Source organism: Lysinibacillus sphaericus OT4b.31 (genome assembly GCF_000392615.1).
In the GTDB taxonomy this organism is placed as follows: domain Bacteria; phylum Bacillota; class Bacilli; order Bacillales_A; family Planococcaceae; genus Lysinibacillus; species Lysinibacillus sphaericus_B.
Genome location: NZ_KB933398.1, coordinates 243,142 through 263,695 on the forward strand (window position 1 = coordinate 243,142; position 20,554 = coordinate 263,695).

General features: G+C 39.2%; 20 protein-coding genes and 1 riboswitch. Of the genes, 15 read left to right on the forward strand and 5 right to left on the reverse strand.

The window, feature by feature from the left end; genetic code table 11:
* Positions 1–249 precede the first annotated feature (249 nt).
* Positions 250–1,917 (reverse strand): ribonuclease J, encoded by a 1,668-nt coding sequence (locus H131_RS01125; protein WP_155242480.1) that lies wholly within the window; start codon positions 1,915–1,917, stop codon positions 250–252.
* A 391-nt stretch (positions 1,918–2,308) separates the two neighbouring features.
* A complete protein-coding gene (locus H131_RS01130) occupies positions 2,309–2,803 on the reverse strand; it encodes a L,D-transpeptidase family protein (RefSeq protein ID WP_036130899.1) in 495 nt (164 codons plus the stop codon).
* Between the two features lie 147 nt (positions 2,804–2,950).
* Between H131_RS01130 and H131_RS01135 the strand changes: the two genes are divergently transcribed.
* The 5 genes from H131_RS01135 (at position 2,951) to H131_RS01150 (ending at position 4,620) form a co-directional block, all read left to right on the forward strand.
* A complete protein-coding gene (locus tag H131_RS01135) occupies positions 2,951–3,184 on the forward strand; it encodes a hypothetical protein (protein WP_010857199.1) in 234 nt (77 codons plus the stop codon).
* Positions 3,185–3,258: 74 nt separating this feature from the next.
* A complete protein-coding gene (locus H131_RS01140; protein WP_230491806.1) occupies positions 3,259–3,471 on the forward strand; it encodes a hypothetical protein in 213 nt (70 codons plus the stop codon).
* 16 nt (positions 3,472–3,487) lie between these two features.
* Entirely contained in the window at positions 3,488–3,691 is a 204-nt protein-coding gene (locus H131_RS01145) for a hypothetical protein (RefSeq protein ID WP_010857201.1), read from the forward strand.
* A gap of 82 nt (positions 3,692–3,773) precedes the next feature.
* A complete protein-coding gene (locus H131_RS23360; RefSeq protein WP_230491807.1) occupies positions 3,774–3,968 on the forward strand; it encodes a cysteine-rich CWC family protein in 195 nt (64 codons plus the stop codon).
* Positions 3,969–4,047: 79 nt separating this feature from the next.
* Positions 4,048–4,620, forward strand: a complete 573-nt coding sequence (locus H131_RS01150; protein WP_010857202.1) for a DUF305 domain-containing protein — start codon at positions 4,048–4,050, stop codon at positions 4,618–4,620.
* 225 nt (positions 4,621–4,845) lie between these two features.
* Here the strand turns inward: H131_RS01150 and H131_RS01155 are convergent, their stop codons facing one another.
* Positions 4,846–5,481: a metallophosphoesterase family protein gene (locus tag H131_RS01155; RefSeq protein WP_010857203.1), complete on the reverse strand. Its 636-nt coding sequence runs from the start codon at positions 5,479–5,481 to the stop codon at positions 4,846–4,848.
* A gap of 274 nt (positions 5,482–5,755) precedes the next feature.
* On the opposite strand from H131_RS01155, the gene H131_RS01160 reads away from it, so the two are divergent.
* The 9 genes from H131_RS01160 (at position 5,756) to H131_RS01205 (ending at position 18,669) form a co-directional block, all read left to right on the forward strand.
* A complete protein-coding gene (locus tag H131_RS01160) occupies positions 5,756–7,252 on the forward strand; it encodes a class I adenylate-forming enzyme family protein (protein ID WP_010857204.1) in 1,497 nt (498 codons plus the stop codon).
* Between the two features lie 196 nt (positions 7,253–7,448).
* Complete coding sequence (locus H131_RS01165) at positions 7,449–8,393, forward strand: C39 family peptidase (protein WP_010857205.1); 945 nt, start codon at positions 7,449–7,451, stop codon at positions 8,391–8,393.
* Between the two features lie 110 nt (positions 8,394–8,503).
* Entirely contained in the window at positions 8,504–9,736 is a 1,233-nt protein-coding gene (locus H131_RS01170) for a carboxylate--amine ligase (protein ID WP_010857206.1), read from the forward strand.
* Positions 9,733–10,434, forward strand: a complete 702-nt coding sequence (cuyB, locus tag H131_RS01175) for a cysteate racemase (protein WP_010857207.1) — start codon at positions 9,733–9,735, stop codon at positions 10,432–10,434. The genes H131_RS01170 and cuyB overlap by 4 nt, the downstream gene beginning before the upstream one ends.
* 214 nt (positions 10,435–10,648) lie before the next feature.
* Entirely contained in the window at positions 10,649–11,797 is a 1,149-nt protein-coding gene (locus H131_RS01180; protein WP_010857208.1) for a DEAD/DEAH box helicase, read from the forward strand.
* A 1-nt stretch (position 11,798) separates the two neighbouring features.
* A complete protein-coding gene (locus tag H131_RS01185; protein ID WP_010857209.1) occupies positions 11,799–13,028 on the forward strand; it encodes an aminopeptidase in 1,230 nt (409 codons plus the stop codon).
* 43 nt (positions 13,029–13,071) lie between these two features.
* Positions 13,072–13,989, forward strand: coding sequence for an SGNH/GDSL hydrolase family protein (locus tag H131_RS01190; protein WP_010857210.1), 918 nt, complete (start codon positions 13,072–13,074; stop codon positions 13,987–13,989).
* Between the two features lie 445 nt (positions 13,990–14,434).
* Positions 14,435–15,592 (forward strand): exonuclease SbcCD subunit D, encoded by a 1,158-nt coding sequence (locus H131_RS01200; RefSeq protein ID WP_010857212.1) that lies wholly within the window; start codon positions 14,435–14,437, stop codon positions 15,590–15,592.
* A complete protein-coding gene (locus H131_RS01205; RefSeq protein ID WP_010857213.1) occupies positions 15,589–18,669 on the forward strand; it encodes an AAA family ATPase in 3,081 nt (1,026 codons plus the stop codon). Before H131_RS01200 ends, H131_RS01205 begins: the two co-directional genes overlap by 4 nt.
* A 42-nt stretch (positions 18,670–18,711) precedes the next feature.
* On the opposite strand, the gene H131_RS25800 is transcribed toward H131_RS01205, so the two are convergent.
* Complete coding sequence (locus H131_RS25800) at positions 18,712–18,834, reverse strand: hypothetical protein (protein ID WP_010857214.1); 123 nt, start codon at positions 18,832–18,834, stop codon at positions 18,712–18,714.
* A gap of 182 nt (positions 18,835–19,016) precedes the next feature.
* A complete protein-coding gene (locus H131_RS01210; RefSeq protein WP_010857215.1) occupies positions 19,017–19,349 on the reverse strand; it encodes a magnetosome magnetite crystal formation protein family in 333 nt (110 codons plus the stop codon).
* Positions 19,350–19,475: 126 nt separating this feature from the next.
* A riboswitch (TPP riboswitch) is annotated at positions 19,476–19,583 on the forward strand.
* A gap of 388 nt (positions 19,584–19,971) precedes the next feature.
* Here H131_RS01210 and thiT point away from each other — a divergent pair.
* Positions 19,972–20,532 (forward strand): energy-coupled thiamine transporter ThiT, encoded by a 561-nt coding sequence (gene thiT, locus H131_RS01215; protein ID WP_010857216.1) that lies wholly within the window; start codon positions 19,972–19,974, stop codon positions 20,530–20,532.
* Positions 20,533–20,554 lie beyond the last annotated feature (22 nt).

The following is a 20,554-nucleotide window of genomic DNA, read 5'->3' on the forward strand; positions in this document are numbered from 1 at the left end:
CTGCACTCGTATTTGCGACGAATGCGTGAAAAACGTAGGAACAGGAAAAGCAAGAGCAAGAGCATGAGCATGAGCATAAGACCCACCGATGCGGCTCATGCTTGCCTGTGGAAAGAAAGTGAAGCGGCATTTTACCATATAGGCAGACGGGCGTTTTTGTTTTAAGAGACAGCCCCTATCTAGCATGTATGATGTCTTATAGATGCAACGCTTTTAAGCTAATCTTCGGGGCGCCTCTACTAGCTCATGTCAAATTTCAATGATAATTGGCAATATCATTGGTTTTCGCTTCGTTTGAGAAAAGAGATATTGGCCCACTACTTTTTTTATTTCTTTTTTTAAGACGAATATTTGCTGTTTATTTTCTTCTTGCAATTCACTAACTGTTGTTTTGACGAGGACATCTACTTTGCGTAGTAACATTTCTGAATCTTTTGCATAAACAAAACCGCGTGAAATGGTATCTGGTTCCGCAATAATCGTACCATTCTCCTTACTGATCGTTAAAACAATAACGAGCATACCGTCTTCAGATAGTTGTTTGCGGTCACGTAATACAATCCCTTCAACCTCACCTATACCAATTCCATCAACATACGTATCGCCGGATGGAATCTTGCGTGTTTGTCTTGCCTTGGCATTTTCAATATCAACCACGTCCCCATTTTTCATGATAAAGGTATGGCCTCTTTTGACGCCTACCGCTTCTGCTAACAGCCGATGCTGGTGTAACATACGGAATTCACCATGAATGGGTATGAAAAATTTTGGTTTCATGAAGGTCAACATCAGCTTTAAATCTTCTTGGTAGCCATGTCCAGAAACATGCATCCCCGTGTTACTTGCAGATCCATAAATTACTTTTGCCCCTAGCTGAAATAAATTGTCGACGATTCGTGAAACACCTTTCTCATTCCCAGGAATAGGAGAAGCTGCTAAAATGATTGTATCATCAGGTAAAACTTTAACCTCACGATGATTTCCGCTGGCTAAGCGAGAAAGCGCAGCTAATGGCTCACCCTGACTCCCTGTACATAAAACCACTACTTCTTCAGGTGGAAGATACTTTACTTCACGTGCATCGATTAGCATGTCGTCAGGTATAGTTAGATACCCTCGTTCTAAAGCGACTTCTACAACATTCACCATACTACGTCCAAGTAATGCAAGCTTTCTTTTTGTTGCAATTGTTGCGTCGACAATCTGTTGAATACGATTTACATTAGAGGCAAATGTAGAGATGATGACTTTGCGATCGGCATGAAAAAAAGCTTCTTCAATATGACCTCCGACAAGTTGTTCTGATGGTGTTAACCCAGGTCGTTCGGCATTCGTACTTTCAGATATAAGCACTAGTACACCCTGCGTACCAATTTCGGCCATTTTATGAATATCAGCATATTGATTGTTCACAGGGGTTAAATCGAATTTAAAGTCGCCAGTGTGTACAACATTACCTTCAGGGGTGTGAAAAACGATACCTAAGCAATCAGGTATACTATGGTTCGTTCTGAAAAAACTAACGTCCATAAGCCCGAGTTTTAACGCGGACTCAGAATGTATTTCTATTAGGTCTGTCTCTCTCAAAAGTTTATGCTCTTTTAGCTTTAACTCAATTAACCCGAGTGTAAAACGAGTTGCATAAATAGGAACATTTAATTTTTTTAAAAGATAAGGAATACCACCAATATGATCCTCGTGTCCATGTGTCACAATCAGTGCTTTTATCTTCTCTTTATTTTCCTGTAAATAAGTAATATCGGGGATAATCAAATCAATGCCCAATAAGCTTTCATCTGGAAACTTAGCACCACAATCGATAATTACCATATCGTTTCCGTATTGTACAACATACATATTTTTACCGATTTCATTGATGCCACCTAAGGCGAAAATGGATAATGTATTGTCTGTCATGGCCAAAATTATTTCCTCCTATTTTTAACTTACTACAATACTTTTTAGTATTGCTTCAGGTGATGTATCTTATACTTTTGATACATAATCAAAGAACAAAGAAAAACAACTATGCATATAAAATAATTGCAAAGTTGTTTCATGTTGTTGAAAAACTATAAAAGGTGTCCTATTAAATAAAGTATGACTCTTCGGCAAAACGAGCCGTTGATTTCCGTTCCAACTGAGCACTTTCCTGGGGGCGTCTGATGAGCCGCTTCACTCGCAGGTGTCACTCTAATGTATAGTACGATTCTTCCGCAACAGGGGTTTATGTGCTAAAGCGAAGCTTCACAACAAGCACAATCGTGTCAAAAAGTGCTACGCTATCGTTGATTGGAGTGGAAGGCTACTAGGGGTGAATGGATACTGCTGTACCGATGGGAACGATACTAGCAAGTTCCTCCACATCGTGATTATGCATACGTATACAGCCGCGTGAAACGGCATGACCAATAGAACTAGGGTCATTGGTTCCATGAATGCCATAGTGTTCTTTAGATAAACTCATCCACATTGTACCAAAAGGTCCACCTGGATTAGGCGCTTTATTAATGATAATAAAACTACCTACAGGTGTACCATGTAACATTCTACCGACGGCAATAGGATATTGTTTTTGAAGGATGCCATCTTTGAATAGCCGTAACCAACGATTTTCGATGGAAATATCGATTTGATAAGGGATTGTATTAGGATCTGGAAAACCCGGTATGACAATTTGTTGCCCGATATAAAGAACATTTGGATTAATTCCTGGATTTGCGGAAATTATTGATGACAAAGGGGTACGATAATCTCTAGCGATTTGAGATAATGTTTCGCCTGCTTTGACGGTATGAATCAGTGTAACCACCTCCCGCTATTAGTTGTTATAGTGTATTTTATGCTTGGAGTAGAGAAAGTGCCGAAAGTGATTTAGCAAAGGATGAAGTGTGGAAATAGCGGTTAAGTTAAGCGCAAGGTATATCTGATAGTAGGGGAGCATTTAATAATGAAGGAATTTAAAATTACTTATTTTTTTGATGAAATGCATTATGTCCGAAGATTTATTCATATTGAATCGCAAGAAAAAGCTGAGCAATTGGTACGAAACGAGCGAGATCAATATATTTCATTTACAGATAGTAGAGGAATTTATCATGAACTGCATACAAAAAATGTCCGAGTAATTCAAATCTCTGAATACCATCGTGTAGATAAAACAAAACATAAAGTGAAAAAGTAGTCCATGTTAAAGGTAAACGCTGAAGACACATAATCTGTTCACCTTTACACACATTATAGATAAAGGAGTGTGGAATGATGGACAAAGAAAATGTACCGCATGACAAAAAAATGTTTATGAACTTAGCCAGTAAGGATAAACCAGACATGGTGGAATCGGATACAATTAGTATTTTCGATTTGCACGAAGACATGCAAACAGTGGATATCATACCAATTGCTGAGCTCAATAAAAGAGTGAAAAGAGAAGGCGACGAACTGATTGAACTGCAGCCGGATGAATTATAGAAATGGAGGTATTTGTATGAGTGATAATCATAAAGCGTTGTTCACTTCTTCAGGTACGAACATTAACGAGGTAAAAAGGAAAAATGCAGCTTCTGGGTTATCCTACAATGAAGTAAAAGAGCTGTTAGCTAAAAATGGTGGACAGGGGACAGCAATCTATAGTGATACGAACATTCAAGAAATAAAAATGGAAAATCAGTCATTTAAGAATAATTCATGATTGCCTAAAGGGAGTGCGAAATATATTTGTATTTCGTACTTCTGATTTTGTACAGTACAATATCACGAGTAGAAAGGAGTGCATGCAATTGCCTACAGGTGAAAAGTGTTGCCCAATATGTGAACAAGAAAATCATTGCGAGCTGGCTCAAGGTAACAATACTTGCTGGTGTATGAAGGAGAGCTTTCCTGAAAATATCTTGGAAGCGGTAACTCAACAACCTAATAAGTGCATCTGTCGAAAATGCTTAAATACATATAAATACAAAGGTATATAGTTTTAGGTGATCTGTTGGTACAAATGTCTATTACACAACAACCTACAGGGCATACATTACTCTGAAAGGAGTGTGTCTAATGTCTAAACCAATTGAACTTAGTAATGTAACACAGGCATATTTAGAGGAATATCAAAAAATCCTTAATAAAATGATGCAGGGTATGACCTATGTTACCATTACATGTAGCATATCAGAGAATTTCATCAAACAAATAATTCCGCATCAAGTAGCTGCTATTAAAATGTCAGAAAACGTTTTACGTTATACAACAAATATCCCTGTTCAAAACTTCGCATTAGAAATAATAAATACTCATTCTGAAATAGTAGAAAATCTAGAAGCAATACAAAATAGATGCTGTATCGTGCAAAATTCAGAATATGAATTATATGAATATATGTGTACGTTTAAGGAAATAACGGAAGTCATGTTCCAGGCAATGTGTGCGCCACCAATTTCTAATAGTATTAATGTGAATTATATCCAAAAAATGATTATCCATCATCAAGGAGGCGTACGATTAGCGCAAAATGTATTGAGATTCTGTATTTGCCAAGAGTTAATTCCGATTCTCCAATGCATGATTAAAACATTATGCTGTCAAATCGAAGAGATGCAAAAATTACTGGAAGGCTTGCAGGATTGTTAATAAAAAAACGCTAAAATCTACGGTGATTTTAGCGTTTTTGTGTTATATGAAAATCGATGAGATGCGGGCTGCGTTGTTCTAAGTCTATATAAGCACGTTTATTACCACAATAATACAAAATCACGTGCGTGGACGTTAACTCTTTACATATTATTATCTTTTTGTACACTTGGTTGACATTATCTCACCATAACTATAACACATTTATCCATGTCCATGAAATAGCTAAATTCGGTTAGCCAATGCCATTGAAAGTTGTGAATTTTCCTGTAGTGAAGTAAATGGTGCGCACATAAACGTTACTGTTCGCTTTTCACTGTCATAAAGACACCATTCACGATGGTCAACAACAGAACCAACATTGATGCCATATTGTTTATCATGTAAGGTAATCGGCTGACCAAAATGAATACGAACGGGTAGCTTTTTATTAAGACTATAAAGGCCTGACTCATGGCTATGTCCGAAAAAAAGAAGCTTTTTTTCGAATGGAGGGAAAGTAGGTTGCCATGTAACACTCCACTTAAATTGATGGCCGTGCATAAGTGTTGCGCCATCAATGTCCATTGTTTCAGGGAGTTCTATAAAACGCTCGATGCCTGTCACTTGTGTAATACGTTCTTCTTGATTGCCTCGGATGGATGGGAACGTTAGTAAATTTTCAAAATCACTTTCTATGATAGCTGCTTTTTGCAACGGCAAGTCAGACACAGATTTCGCCTTTTTTTTACTAACAATACATTCATATAAATCACCTAATCCTATTACTTCAGCATTCTTCGCTGTTTGTTGAATGTGAGCCAATACGGCTTTTGTATCTTCAATACTAGAATGTAAATCTCCTAAAAGTGCATACAGCATGTTAACCAGGCCTTTCTTCAAAATGGATTGTACAAGTATCATACACCTAACAGAAATTGATAGAAAAGTAAAATGTATAAGTATATTTTGTTACATATCACTGAAATTTTAGTGTGTGATGAAAAATTGCCAACTTAATTATAGATTGATAAAATATAAAATGTAGTCAAAATTTTCTGAATTCGGATACTAGAATAGTATTTTAACGGCAGTCATAAAATTTAAACTACACGATATAGGTGTAATTGATGGTAAACAATTAGGGGGGCTTTCAATGACAATGTTAATGACTGATATTTTACAGAACTATGCAGAGCAGCAACCACAGGCAATTGCAACAATGTATGGCGGCAACAATATGACCTATAGGGATTTTTATGGTCGTGCAAGTAAATTTGCAGCGTACTTACAACAACAGGGTTATGAAAAAGATGATGTTATTGCATTGTATACGCTCAATTCAGATTTATTTTTAATTGCTTATATCGGTGTTCAACTAGCAGGCTTTGTCGCTATGCCCATTAATACAAAATTGGCTACACCAGAGGTCGAATTTATTTTTGATCATTCACAAGTAAAAGGCCTTATCTATGATGAACGAATCGAAGATGCTATTGCAGAGATTCCCTATGCATTCCACCATGTAGTAGGTTTAAAAGACATGGTAGAAATTATTCAAAAGCATGAAGGGCAAAGAAAGGCTGTCATATTGGAGCCGAATGAAACAGCTGTTGTTATGTATACTTCTGGTACAACAGGTAAGCCCAAAGGAGTAATGCTGACTCATCAGAATATTGCTTCCACAGCAGACATCTGGTCAACATCTATGAATATGACGAATACGGATAAAATGTTTATCTGTACGCCACTATTTCATTGTGCAGGACTCCACGTATTTGCTATGCCGATGTTTTATAAGGGGGGGACAGTCATTATAGAGGAAGGATTTTCTCCTACAAATACGCTCGTACAACTTGCAAACAAGCAGGCGACCATTTTCTTTGGCGTACCGTCCATGTATACAATTATTTTAAATACACCGGCATTTAAAGAACATACATTTAATAATTTACGTTTACTTTGTTATGGAGCTGCACCGATGCCTTTTGAGCTTGTCAAACAGGTAAAAGAGGCATTTCCACAGGTGAAGGTTCAAAATTTATATGGTCAAACAGAAAATTCACCAGCGGCTACTTCTCTATTAGATGCTGATGCATTAACGAAAATTGGCTCGGTGGGGCAACCATTAGCACTGACTGAGGTACGAGTAGTCGATAGCTATGGTGAATCAGTGCCAGCTGGGCAAGTTGGCGAGATTTGTGTGAAAGGTCCGCAGGTGATGAAAGGCTATTTACGTAATGATGAGGAAACAACTCGAACAATCCGAGATGGCTGGCTTTATTCAGGTGATTTAGGGCGCTTTGATGAAGAAGGATATTTATATATTGTAGACCGTAAAAAAGATATGATTATTCGTGGTGGTGAAAATATTTATCCGATCGAAGTGGAAGAGGTTTTATATCAATTGCCAGAAATTTTAGAAGCAGCAGTTGTCGGTTTACCGCATGAAGTTTATGGTGAGGTATCAAAGGCGTTTGTTGTCTTGAAGGATGGGCATTCTTTAAATGAAGAAACGATTCTTGCCTATTGCCGTACACAACTTGCCAAATATAAAGTGCCTCATGAAATTGAATTTTTAGTAGAATTACCACGCAATGCATCCGGAAAGGTACTGAAGCATACTTTACGCTCTACAGTGAAAACAATTTAATAAATGGAAAAAACGTAGCCAGTTCATTAAAAAGTAGCATGATAAAATAGGAACACTTATGAAATTAGCGTATAATAGAGACTGCAATTAATTGAAATAATAGAATTGAAGATAGTGTTATTGTCTTCGAACAAGATAGGAGCGGAATTTTGTCTTGTGGACGAGGTATAAACGCCTTTTTATAATAGGTCTTATAATGATTATGCTACTTTCGGGCTGCGATCAGCTATGGCAGCAAGATAAACAAAAAAATCAATTAACCGTGTTAACGGTGGAATTTAATAGCGGAGCACCGATCCCTAAACTCTATATAAAAGTGACAGATTTGGAGACAGGTGAAGAGATTGAGGATGCACTTGGTTCTGAAGAGGGCGAGGCGACATTCTCCAAACTTGTAGAGGGTAAGGAGTATACAATTGCCGCTACCACACTTGAAAATAGTATGGGGGGCGATGGGTATACAACGATTGATACTTTTATATATGATACGTCAAAGCCATATTATCGACTGCAAACTCATTTTTCAAGAAATGAGCAAGAACTGGATGTGCCCATTGTGATGCAAAACCCCGAACTACCACATGGCTGTGAGATTACATCGCTGACAGCAGTATTAAATTATTACGGTATGAATGTTACAAAGCTAGAAATGGCTGATACGTATTTACCGAAGCAGAATTTTAAAATAATCGGGGGGCAACGATTTGGACCAAATCCAGCACATGCATTTGCTGGAGATCCGAGTGATAAAGCAACTGGCATGTACGTCTTTGCAGCGCCAATTGTGAAAGCGGCACAAGCAGCTATAGAAGCGAAGCAGGCTGATTTACGTGTAACAGACAAGAGTGGTGCATCACAGGAAGAGATTTTAGAGCTTGTCCAAGAAGGAGTACCGGTTGTGACATGGGTCACGCTAGATTTATCAAAACCGAAAAGAAAAGCAAGTAAAGGTTGGATATACGAAGGAGAACCAACGCAACGTGATGGGTACGTAAACCTTCATGCTGTCGTATTAACAGGCCATTTAGACGGGAAAGTAGTCGTAATGGACCCACTAAAGGGCTATGTCACATACAATGAAGATCAATTCTTTAAAAGCTATCAGGAGCTAGGTTCACAAGCAGTAGCAGTGCATAAGTAATATCAAAAGTGCTGTTGCAAACGGCTGTACTTGCTTCAATTGAAGGCATATCTAACAATAATGGCACAGTATGTTACACTAATATAAATAGCTAAAGGGAGTTGAGTAGAATGGCCATTGAGCACACTTTTTTACCGGTTTTATTGGGCGATGAAATGAATGCTTACGGCATGGCACGAGCATTTTACGAGTCCTATGGCGTTAAACCACTCGCATTAAATCATACGAACAAAGCCAAAATTCAACACAGTGATTTACTTACTTTTCGTGAAGTGCCAAGACTACATATCGAAGAACGATTTGTTGTTGCTTTACAAGCGATAGCTGATGAATTTGCAGAAAAAAAACTGCTATTGCTGGCCTGCGATGAATTTTATGTGAAGAAAATTGTCCATCATAAGGAGGAACTGTCACAGTTTTTTATCATTCCTTATGTGGATGCTTCACTTGCAAATCAGCTACTGACACGTGAAAGTATGTACCAACTATGCGCGGAATTCGGCTTCGATTACCCAAGCTTGCATGTATGTACGGTGAATGACTATGAGCAATATGATATGCCCTTTGAGTATCCAGTTGTTATCAAGCCAATGAATATGATGAAATATGCTGCATGTATTTTCCCTGGTAAGAAAAAAGTATATATTGCACATGATAAGGAAGAAAAGGATGCCATTTTCCACGCAATTTATAAAGAATCTGCGTACCGTGATGATTTAATGATTCAACAGTATATTCCAGGTGATGATGCCAATATGCGTGTTGTAAATGCTTATGTTGGACAAGATCGTAAAGTTAAATTACTATCTGTAGGAAACCCTATTTTAGAAGAACATTCGCCCGATGGTATCGGTCGCTATGTTGCCATTATGACAACCTATGACAAAGCGTTGATGGAACTTGTAAAGACATTTCTTGAAACAATTCACTTCCAAGGCTTTGCAACGTTCGATATGAAATTTGATGAACGTGACGGTCAATACAAACTGTTAAGTATTGAATTACATAATGAACTTTCGAATTATTATGTGACAGCAAGTGGCTATAATTTAATGCAGTATGTAGCGGATGATTTCATTCGCGATAGTAAACAGCAACTAACATACGTGCAAAATAAGCATCTTTGGACGATTGTGCCTAACGGTGTATTATTTAAATATGTATTAAACGAACAACTAGTGATTGAAGCGAAGAGTCTTATTCGCCAAGGCTTAGCGACCGATTCTATTTTTAATTATAAGGATATGAATGCGAAACGTTGGTTGAATGTAACGCTCGATAATTTAAACTTTTATCGTAAGTATAAGAAATATTTTAACAACAAAGGTCTGTCGAACTCATGAAAAAACAAACTTTAGGTATTATTGGTGGCGTTGGTCCACTAGCAACAATGTTTATCGGTGAAATGATTGTAAGACGTACAAAGGCTATCAAGGATCAGGAACATGTACATACAATTATCGATAATGACACAAATATTCCTGATCGTACGGCTTTTATTTTAGATAATACAAAGCAAAATCCAGTTCCAGTCTTAATTGAGGATGCCAAAAAACTAGCTTCTGTTGGAGCAGACATGATTGCTATTCCATGTAATACTGCGCATACTTTTTATGATGAATTAGCACAAGGCTCTCCAGTACCTGTGTTACATATGATTCGTGAAACGGCCAAGCGCGCGCATGAATTAGGAGCGAAGCGAGTCGGTATTCTAGCGACAACAGGTACGTTAACATCTCGTATGTATCAGGATGCACTTGAGAACTATGGCATTACGCCCGTTGTACCAGATGATGCCATGAAAGAAAAAGTCATGATGATTATTTACGATTATGTAAAGGCTGGTAAGGATGTCACCAAAGAACAGTGGCAACCAATTGAAGAGGCGATGCTTGCACTTGATTGCGACCGTATTGTTTTAGGGTGTACAGAGCTGTCCATCGTCAATCGAGATTTAAAATTAAACGACAAATATATAGATTCACTAATTGTTTTAGCTGAGTGTGCTATTTTAGCATGTGGCTATGAATTAGTGCGTTAACATTTGGCTCACCTGTTGGTAATAGGTGAGCCTTTCACTTCGACAAGTAAGTTTGTAGTTGCGAAAACGATAGTCAGCAATGGACATTTAATGTTGAGAATGCTCCGCATCAGATACAATGCTATCGAGGTATAATAGATATACAGAAGGAAAATGCTTGTACAGGGCTAGTATGTTAAACTAGTGTCAAGCAGGATAAAAGGTGGGAATTGACATGTCAGTAATAAATTTATTAAATGAAGGTCTACAAGCAAAATGGAATTTCGAAGAGCCAATGAAAATTCAAGATGAAATGATTCCAGCAATGCTTGATGGCAAAGATATTGTAGCTGAATCGCCAACAGGCTCTGGGAAAACATTAGCCTATGTGTTGCCTTTATTAAACAAGGTAAATGGAACGAAAAAACAAACACAAGGACTTATTGTTGCCCCATCTCAGGAATTAGCGATGCAAATCGTGGAAGTTATTCGCGAATGGACAGCTGGTACTGATATTACAGTTCAACAACTAATAGGCGGTGCAAACTCGGCGCGTCAAATCGAAAAACTGAAGAAAAAACCGACAATTGTTGTTGGTACACCAGGCCGTCTAAATGAATTAGCACGTGCGGGTAAATTAAAACTTAAAGAAATTGAAACGGTAATTTTAGACGAATGTGATCAGTTACTAAGCCGTGAATATCGTGTAGTAGTAAAATCCTTTATCGAAGCCTCAGCCTACGGTCGTCAGGTAGTTGTCGTTTCAGCCACAATTACAGAGGAGATTGAATTAGTGGCTAGCCGTATGATGTTTGAGCCATTACGCTTCAAAATTAAACCTGAAGATATGGTAAAGTTCGGCAAAGTTGTACATTCATTTGTGAAGGTAGAAGAACGCGATAAAACTGATTTCCTGCGCCGTTTATCCCATACGGATGGCTTACGTGCACTGGCCTTTGTCAACAATATTGACCAATTACTCATGAAGGAAACTAAGTTACAATACCGTGCTGCACCGATTGTGACACTACATTCTGACATGAAAAAAGAAGAACGTAAAAAGGCATTAGATGCATTCCGTAAAGGAGATGCTCGTATTTTAATTGCCACTGATATAGCGGCACGTGGTTTAGATATCGCAGGTTTAACACATGTTATTCATGTTGACGTGCCACGCACGATTGAGCAATATTTGCATCGATCTGGTCGTACAGGACGTGCAGGTGCTGATGGCGAAGTCTTAACATTATTATCGTACCACGATGAAAAAACCTATAAAAAGTGGACACGCGAAGTTGCTGGTAAGCCAGTTCAAAAGGTATGGCATGACGGTGAACTAGTAGAAGGTAATTCAAAAACTATTGGACAAAAACGAGGGAAATAATATGACTTTTGATGAGAAATTACAAGCATATGCAGAGCTTGCCGTAAAAGTTGGCGTCAATATTCAACCAGGTCAATATCTATTAGTGAACACATCTGTGGATGCATTAGACTTTGCTCGTTTAGTGGTAAAAGAGGCCTATAAAGCCGGAGCAGGTCGTGTTCATGTTAATTTTTCAGATGGTGTAATGGACCGTGCCTATTTCGAACATGCCTCAGACGAAGAGTTAAATCGTTATCCAGAGTGGATAGTCAAAATGCGCGATGAGCTAATCGAGCGTAAAGGCGCACTTTTATGGATTGACGCTGCAGATCCAGATCTTTTAACAGGTATTCCGGCAGATCGTTTGGCAACACAACAAAAAGTAGCAGGTGCTGCACTGAAAAACTATCGAAATGCTGTGATGAAAGATTTAATCGCTTGGTCTATCGTAGCAGTACCATCTCCAAAATGGGCAGCAAAGGTATTCCCAAATTTAGTTGCAGAAGAGCAAGTATCTGCGCTGTGGGAAGCTATTTTTAAAACAGTGCACATCGGTGAGGGGAACGCAGTTGAAAATTGGCGTTCACACGTGGCAAATTTAGAATCCCGAGCAACTTTATTGAACAGTAAAAAATATACAAAGCTTCATTATACAGCACCGGGTACAGATTTAACGATTGCTTTAGCACCTCAGCATAAATGGCTTACTGGTGGAAGTAAAACACCTGATGATACGGTATTCATTGCCAATATGCCGACAGAAGAGGTTTATACATTGCCGATGAAGCAAGGGGTTAATGGGTTTGTCAGCAATACTAAACCATTAGTTTATCAAGGCAATATTATTGATGGCTTCAAGCTTACTTTTGAAGAGGGGAAAATTATCAAGGCTGAAGCACAAACTGGTCATGATTTATTGCAAGAGCTTATTGCGGTGGATGAAGGTTCGTGCTATTTAGGCGAAGTAGCACTTGTACCATATGAGTCACCTATTTCAGCATCAGAGATTTTATATTTCAATACTTTGTTCGATGAAAATGCTTCAAACCATCTAGCTATTGGTGAAGCATATCCAACTTGCCTAGAAGGTGGAAGAGATTTAGAAAACGGACAGCTTGAAGCATTAGGCGCCAATATTTCTATGACGCATGAGGATTTTATGATTGGTAGTGGCGAAATGGATATTGACGGAATTTTACCTGATGGTACGGTAGAACCGATTTTCCGTAAAGGTAGCTGGGCAATTTAACAACAATTAATATGCCTAAGTTGAATAAATAGGAGATGAGCAGATGAAACGACTACTGGGTTTAATAAGTGTAACCTTGCTTACAATCACATTAGGTGTTTCATCTGCATTTGCACAGGCTGAAAATTATGTGGCAATTGGAGATTCATTAGCCGCAGGTCAAACACCCTATCAGGAAATTGATACTGGCTACAGTGATTTGATTGCAATGAGACTCGGACTAATTGGTCAAATAGGTCATTATACAAAAGAGCTTGCGTTTCCAGGCTTTACAACGATGGATGTATTGCAGCGAGTAAAATCTGCTGAGGCGAGTGAGTTATTAGCGAATGCAACGCTCATTACCATTTCCGCAGGTGCCAATGACTTACTACGTCTTGTGCAAGTGAATCCAACTGCAGGCACACTGACATTTTCTCAGCTCCAGACAGATTACGCATTAAATACAGCCCGAAAAAATATGGAAGAAATTTTAGCTGAGTTGAAAACGCGTGCACCACATGCAAAAGTCTATGTGATGGGTTACTATTTTGCCTATCCGACTGTGCATGCCTCTCAAAAAGAAGGAACGAATGAACAACTGCTCAAGTTAAATACAATTTTACAGCAGCAAGCACAGCAGGCTGGAGCGGTATATATAAACGTGTATGATGCTTTTGGATTGCAGGCAACGAACTACTTACCGAATATCTCAGATGTACATCCGAATTTCGAAGGTTATCGTCAAATGGCGAATGCCTTTTTGAAAACTTATAGTGGCAGTGATATGTTAGCGATATCATCTGAAGAATTACCAAAGCCTAATCCAATGACATTTGAAGAAATAGTAAAAAAGCAAGCAAAAGTCAAACAGAGACCTGATGAATCGACACAAGAGTCAGTTGCTACCGTGCGTCGTATTCAAGGCTTTAACGGGTATGTATCCTTTCTCGAAAAAGCAAGAGAGCTTCAGTATAGTTAATGGGTTCACATTAAGCTAGAATATCGAAGGAAAAGGAGTTGTCTCAATGGTGAGACAACTCCTTTCTGCGCAAATGCCAAGCATCAGGGGCAAAAGAGTGCTGGACGTGCATCGCTCAGGTAGAAGAGTTTACCGCTCAGGAGAAGGTGAGTATCGCTCAGATAGTTGGTCGTACCGCTCAGGAGAAGGTGAGTATCGCTCAGGTAGAGGAGCGCACCGCTCGGGTGAAGAAGAGTATCGCTCAGGTAGAGGAGTTTACTGCTCGGGCAAAGGCAAATATTGCTCAGGTAGTTGTTCATACCGCTCAGGCGAAGGTGTTCACCGATTGGGTAGAGGGACGCACCGCTCAGGGAAGCGAGTTCAACCTGCAGACAACCACAGAAGCAAGAATGTACGTTCCTCTGCAAGGCATGATAAAATAGAAAAAAGACAGGAGGCGCAACGGATGAAACTATTCCATACAGCAGATTGGCATTTAGGGAAGCTTGTGCAGGGTGTGTACATGACTGAGGACCAACACTATATTTTACAGCAATTTATGCAGGCCATTGATGAGGAAAAGCCCGATGCAATTATTGTAGCGGGTGATTTATACGACCGCTCAATGCCGCCTGTAGAAGCAGTTAATTTACTAAATGATGTGTTTGCAGAGATTGTACTTGAAAAGAAAATACCTGTGTTAGCGGTTGCTGGGAACCATGATAGTGCAGGTCGATTGAATTTTGGAAGTCGGTTAATGCGTGATAGTGGGTTACATATAGTTGGGCAATTTACGAAAAATTACGCTCCAATTGTGTTAACAGATCAATTTGGTGAGGTGCATTTTCACCTTGTACCATTTGCAGAGCCTGCAGCAGTGCGGACGATTTTAGCAGATGATACGATTCAGTCACATCAAGATGCGCTACAAAAAATCATTGAGCGCATCACCCAAACAATGGATACAACAAAACGCAATATCTTCATTGGACATGCCTTTGTAACCAAATACGGCAATGAGGAAGAAAACACGAGTGATTCGGAACGTCCACTATCAATAGGGGGCTCGGATTGTGTAAATGCATCACTATTTGAACAGTTCAACTATACTGCGCTGGGCCATTTACATAAGGCACATTTTGTACGAAATGAAACGATTCGATATGCCGGCTCACCATTGAAATATTCGTTATCAGAGCACTTACATGAAAAGGGCTACTTAATTGTTGAGTTAGATGAAGCAGGACTAATAACTGTAGAAAAACGCAAGCTTGTAGCAAGACGTGATTTACGTGTGGTCGAGGGCTTGATGGATGATTTATTAAAGTTAACACCTAGTGAAGATTATGTTTTTGTTCGCTTAACAGATGATATGCCCGTTGCTTCACCTATGGAACGTATTCGTACTGTGTTTCCGCATGCACTGCATATAGAACGTAAGGCGGTACGTGAGGAATTATCGCAGGAAATTCAAGCGATTGAGACGGAGAAAGTAGAAGACATCGACTTATTTCGTGCGTTTTATGCAGATTTATATAGTGAGCAGCCAAATCGAGAAACCGAGCGTTTATTTACAGAAATGCTCCAGGATATTCTTGAAGAGGAACGGGAGGCTGTAAAATGAAGCCCTTAAAGTTAACCATTACTGCATTCGGCCCATATAAAAATACGGAAGTCATTGATTTTCAACAGCTTGGTGAACACCGTTTGTTTGCCATTTCAGGGAAAACAGGCGCTGGGAAAACAACAATTTTTGATGCTATTTGTTATGCACTTTACGGTTCTGGCAGTGGTGAAGATCGCCAGGATACCGCTATGCTCAGAAGCGGATTTGCTGAAGATGATGTGTATACAGCTGTAGAACTCGTTTTTGAAATGCATGGGAAAACGTATCAAATTTTGCGTCAACCTGGTCATATAAAAGCAAAAAATAAAAGTGTCACGGGTAAGAAAGTTGAGTTGGCTCATGTCAAAGAGGGTCAACTTGACTTTAGTATTGTAGAAAAACAACAGACCAATGAAGTAGATAAAAAGCTACAGGAAATTGTAGGTTTAACGAAAGATCAGTTTAGCCAAATTGTCATGCTCCCTCAAGGTGAATTTCGTAAGCTTTTAACATCAGATTCTACGAATAAAGAAGCAATTTTACGCAAAATTTTTAAAACGGATCGCTTCGGTGACATAACAAAAAAACTTGATGCAAAACGTAAGGAAGCTGAAAAAGATTTAGAACGCGCTAAGCAACTAAAAGAACATTTACTGGGTCAGATTGCTGGTGCACTGCCACAACGTTCATCAGCATTATTTACTTGCATTGCAAATAACACGGAAAACATGCATCAACTAATGACTGCGCTAGAGGAGGAGCAAACCTTCTATAGAGAAAGTATACAGGTTGAACAGCAGCGTTATAATGAGGCTTATAATCACCATCAAAAGGAGCAAGAACATTATAGTATGGCGAAGGCGCTCAATGAGCAATTTGAAGAGCATGCTAGTCGTCAAGAACGGCTGAAGACACTAGAGCAACAGCAAGATGTCTATGATGCCAAAGTACAAGAGATTAAATATGCTGAGCAAGCAGAGCGCCTTGTTATGTTTGAACAACAGTGTAAGGACCTACGAACTGAGCAAAATCGTAAAGAACAAACCTATCAGCAAGCAACTATAAATATGCAAACAATTGAGGCACAATATAAAGTAGCACAAGAATCATTTGACGAAGAAGAAGCCCGAGAACCGGAACGTCAGCAAGTCTTACAGCAAGAATTGAAGCTACAGGCACTACTGCCGACATTTGAAGCGTTTGAAGGTAATCGTCAGCAATTACAAATAGATGAGCAAGGCGTCGGAACAGCCAAGCGAGCGGTAGCTGATAATCTGACAATTTTACAACAGCAACAAAATCAACTACAGTATGTAACTGAAAAAATCGAACAATACGAAGAACAAGTGGCGCCATTTGCCGACTATTTACAACAGCTTCCCAAGCTCCGTGAACAAGTGGCATTATTAGCACAAGTAGAGAAATATGAGAGAGCGGTTGCATCAGCAGAACAGGCTGTTTACGTAGCGGATCACCAATATCAAGATAATAAGCAGACGCTGCAACAGTTAGAACAACAATGGATTGCGAGTCAGGCAAGGATTTTGGCAGCACAACTCAAAGAGGGAGATCCGTGCCCAGTGTGTGGGAGTACGACACATCAAATAACACATAATGAGCAATTAGAGACAATTGAGGAAGCACAATTAGAGTTATTACGAGCGAAGTCCAAGACGGATGAACGTACGTATTTTGAAAAAGAGGCAACATTAAAATCAGCAAAGATCCTTCTTCAAGAGGCAATAGAACAAATCGATGCTAATCATATCTCTCAAGGTCAACAAACAGAACTAAACGCTGCGTTACAACATGTCGAGAAGCAGGTCGCTCTGTTAAAAGTGGTTAATGATCAGCTGGCTGTCTCACGAAATGAGCAAAAGAGTCAACGTGAAAGAACAGAGCAGCTACAAGAGAAACAAACAAAGCTAGAGCACTATTTAGCTGAACAGCAGAAGGCGTTAACAAAACAACAGGTAATTGTGGAAGAGCAACAAAAGCACATTCCTGAAAACCTTGAAACATTACAGGCGTTAAAGCAGGCTATCGCTGACATTGGGGTACAAAAAAATGCCTTACAAACAGCTTGGCAGGCTAGTCAGCAAAATTTACAATCTGCAAAGGAAGCGGCGAGTAATGCGGTAATGGCTGAGGAACTAGCAAAAAAAGCATATGAGGAGATTCAAGTTAGTCTCAACGAAAAACGTGAACAATTTTCAATAAGTATGAAAGAGGCGGGCTTTGAAAGTTATCAAGCGTATGATGCGGCAAAGCGTAGCATGATGGAAATGGAAACTTTGCGTAAAGCTTGTAGCGATTATGTTTTGCAGCTACACACATTACAAATTCAAATTGCAGAAGGCACCAAGCAGCTTAATGGGAAAGAGAAGAAGAATTTAGCACTATTAGAGGATTCGTTAGAGAGGCTTCGTGAGACGTACGAGGAAGCATTTAATACATTGCAACGGACGAAAGGTTTTGCACAGGCTTGCGGTGACTTTAAAGTGAAAGTAAAAGAAACGGCTGAAGAAATACAATTGCTTGAAAAAGAAGCTGGGCGTGTCAAGGAGCTCCATGCTCTATTGAATGGGCAGAATGTAAAAAAGCTTTCCTTTGAGCGCTATATTCAAATAAACTATTTAGACAAAATTACAGCAGCAGCAAATATTCGTCTGTACCATTTATCGAATGGGCAGTTTGAGCTTCGACGATCAGATCGATTAGAGAAGCACGCTAAACAAAGTGGGCTTGGTCTAGATGTGTACGATGCCTATACCGATCAAATTCGTGATGTCAAAACATTATCTGGTGGAGAAAAATTTAATGCCTCTTTAAGTCTTGCGCTTGGAATGGCAGATGTCATTCAAAGCTTTCAGGGGAATATTCGAATCGATACAATGTTTATTGACGAAGGTTTTGGTTCGCTTGATGAGGAAGCACTGAATAAGGCGATTGACACACTGATTGATCTACAAGAATCAGGTCGTATGATTGGCGTTATTTCGCATGTAGCTGAACTAAAGGCTTCCATGCCTGCTGTTCTACATGTTGAAAAAACCTTGAGTGGACATAGCAAAACACGATTTGAAGTGAAATAGAGAGAAGGCGTTTTCCTTTGTAACAAGGATACGCCTTCTACTTTATTTTCTACGGGTTGTTGGATTAGGGGGTGTGCCTTTTTTAGCGGCAACTACTTTTTTGACGATTGGAATCACAATAGGTGCTAATTTAACAGCAGTTTTTACGAATTTAGATACTTTCATGATATACCAGCTCCCCTTTATTATTTCTACCTGTTTGTCCTGCACTGATGAGGGCTCAGATGATCATTTGATGCGTGAAAATCAAGCCGTCGTAAGTGCCCAATTGGTTCAACTAGTAACCGTTGGGATAAAAAAAGTCCCAACGGTTAAGTTCCCTTTAACCCGAGAATGAAACATAAATACTATCGGATAACGCGTACAGCTTGAACGATATTCCATATAACAATTCCAAGAGATACGAGTAAGTAAATCGCAAAAGCAGCAAACCAAATGATGATGAATGTATTATCGCTTACGTCAGGTTCAAACGTAGTCATTGACATTGATGAAAACACGAAGACGATAAAGAAAATGATACCGAATAGAAATGGAATTAAGTGTGAGATAAGCGCTCGGATTGAATGGCGCTTCACTTCATGTTCTTTTGACACAAAATAAACAATTAACGGCACAATAAAAGGTGCGAAAAATATGCTGAGATAACTAAATGCAGATAATATTTTTTGGTTCTCCATAGTAGTCCCTCCTTTTTATTTATTTACGCATGAGAATCTTGAAAGTTTCAAAAAATTAATGAAGAAATGGTTGTAATCACAAAAGTGTTTGCGTACAATGAGGATGTTCAAGCAAATTTAAGATGTAACGACCACAAGGGGAGCTGATGATGTCAGCTGAGACTGGGCACGTAATGCCTTTACTCTTCGAACCTGTAAGTTAAAGCTTGCGTAGGGATGTGGATAGAAACCGACACTTTTACGATGTGAGGCTCTGTCCTGGCATCGTTTTTTTATCTTCATTCATCTGGAAAGCCCTCTCCTCTATAGGTAGCAGGCTGAAGATGATTGTAGCTCTTTTTAGGAGGCTGTTCCAATGCCAGCCGTATGAAGAGCAAGCTTCCAGTTAGTGTAACGGATTTTGACAAGGAATCAATTGAGGGAATTAGCCTAAATTTGTAGGATGATGTGTTTTTCGAAATGACCGACATCAAGGCGCCCTTTCTTGCAGAACTAAACACTTGTCAATCCGAACGCAATTAAGTGGAAGCATAATAGATTGCCAGATTGAGCACATATTTAAATAACTGATTTCTATTCCTGCTCTTGTATCCTACATCGGAACAAAGGAGAGAATAATATTATGGACAAAAAAAGACTATTAATGCTGGTGGAGATTGCGATTTTCGCAGCGGTGGGTCTTGTACTCGATCAAGTTTCTTTTAAAGTATGGGTACAGGGTGGCTCAGTTAGTCTTGTGATGATACCCATTATTTTAATGGCATTTCGCTGGGGTCTCTTTGCAGGATTGACAACGGGCTTACTAATCGGCGTTATGCAAACAATGTTCGGTGCGTATATTGTACACTGGCTTCAAGGTTTATTGGATTATGGTGTTGCCTTCACGGTAGTAGGTATAGCGGCGCTTGTACGTAAACCTGTACTTGAGGCAGCGACAAATTTAAACAAAAAGAAGATGGCTATTTATATTGTCATTGGAACCGTCTTAGCAGGCTTTTTACGTTATTTAGCACATACGATTGCAGGAGCTGTGTTCTTCGCTGAGTATGCTGGCGAGCAAAATGCTTGGATATATTCCATTCTTTACAATGGCACATATATGCTACCTGCAACAATTTTAACAGTAGTCGCAGGTGTTCTTTTATTTACAGCAGCACCACAATTAATGCAACGAAAATCGTAAAGAGTAAGCCGTCTGTTCCTCT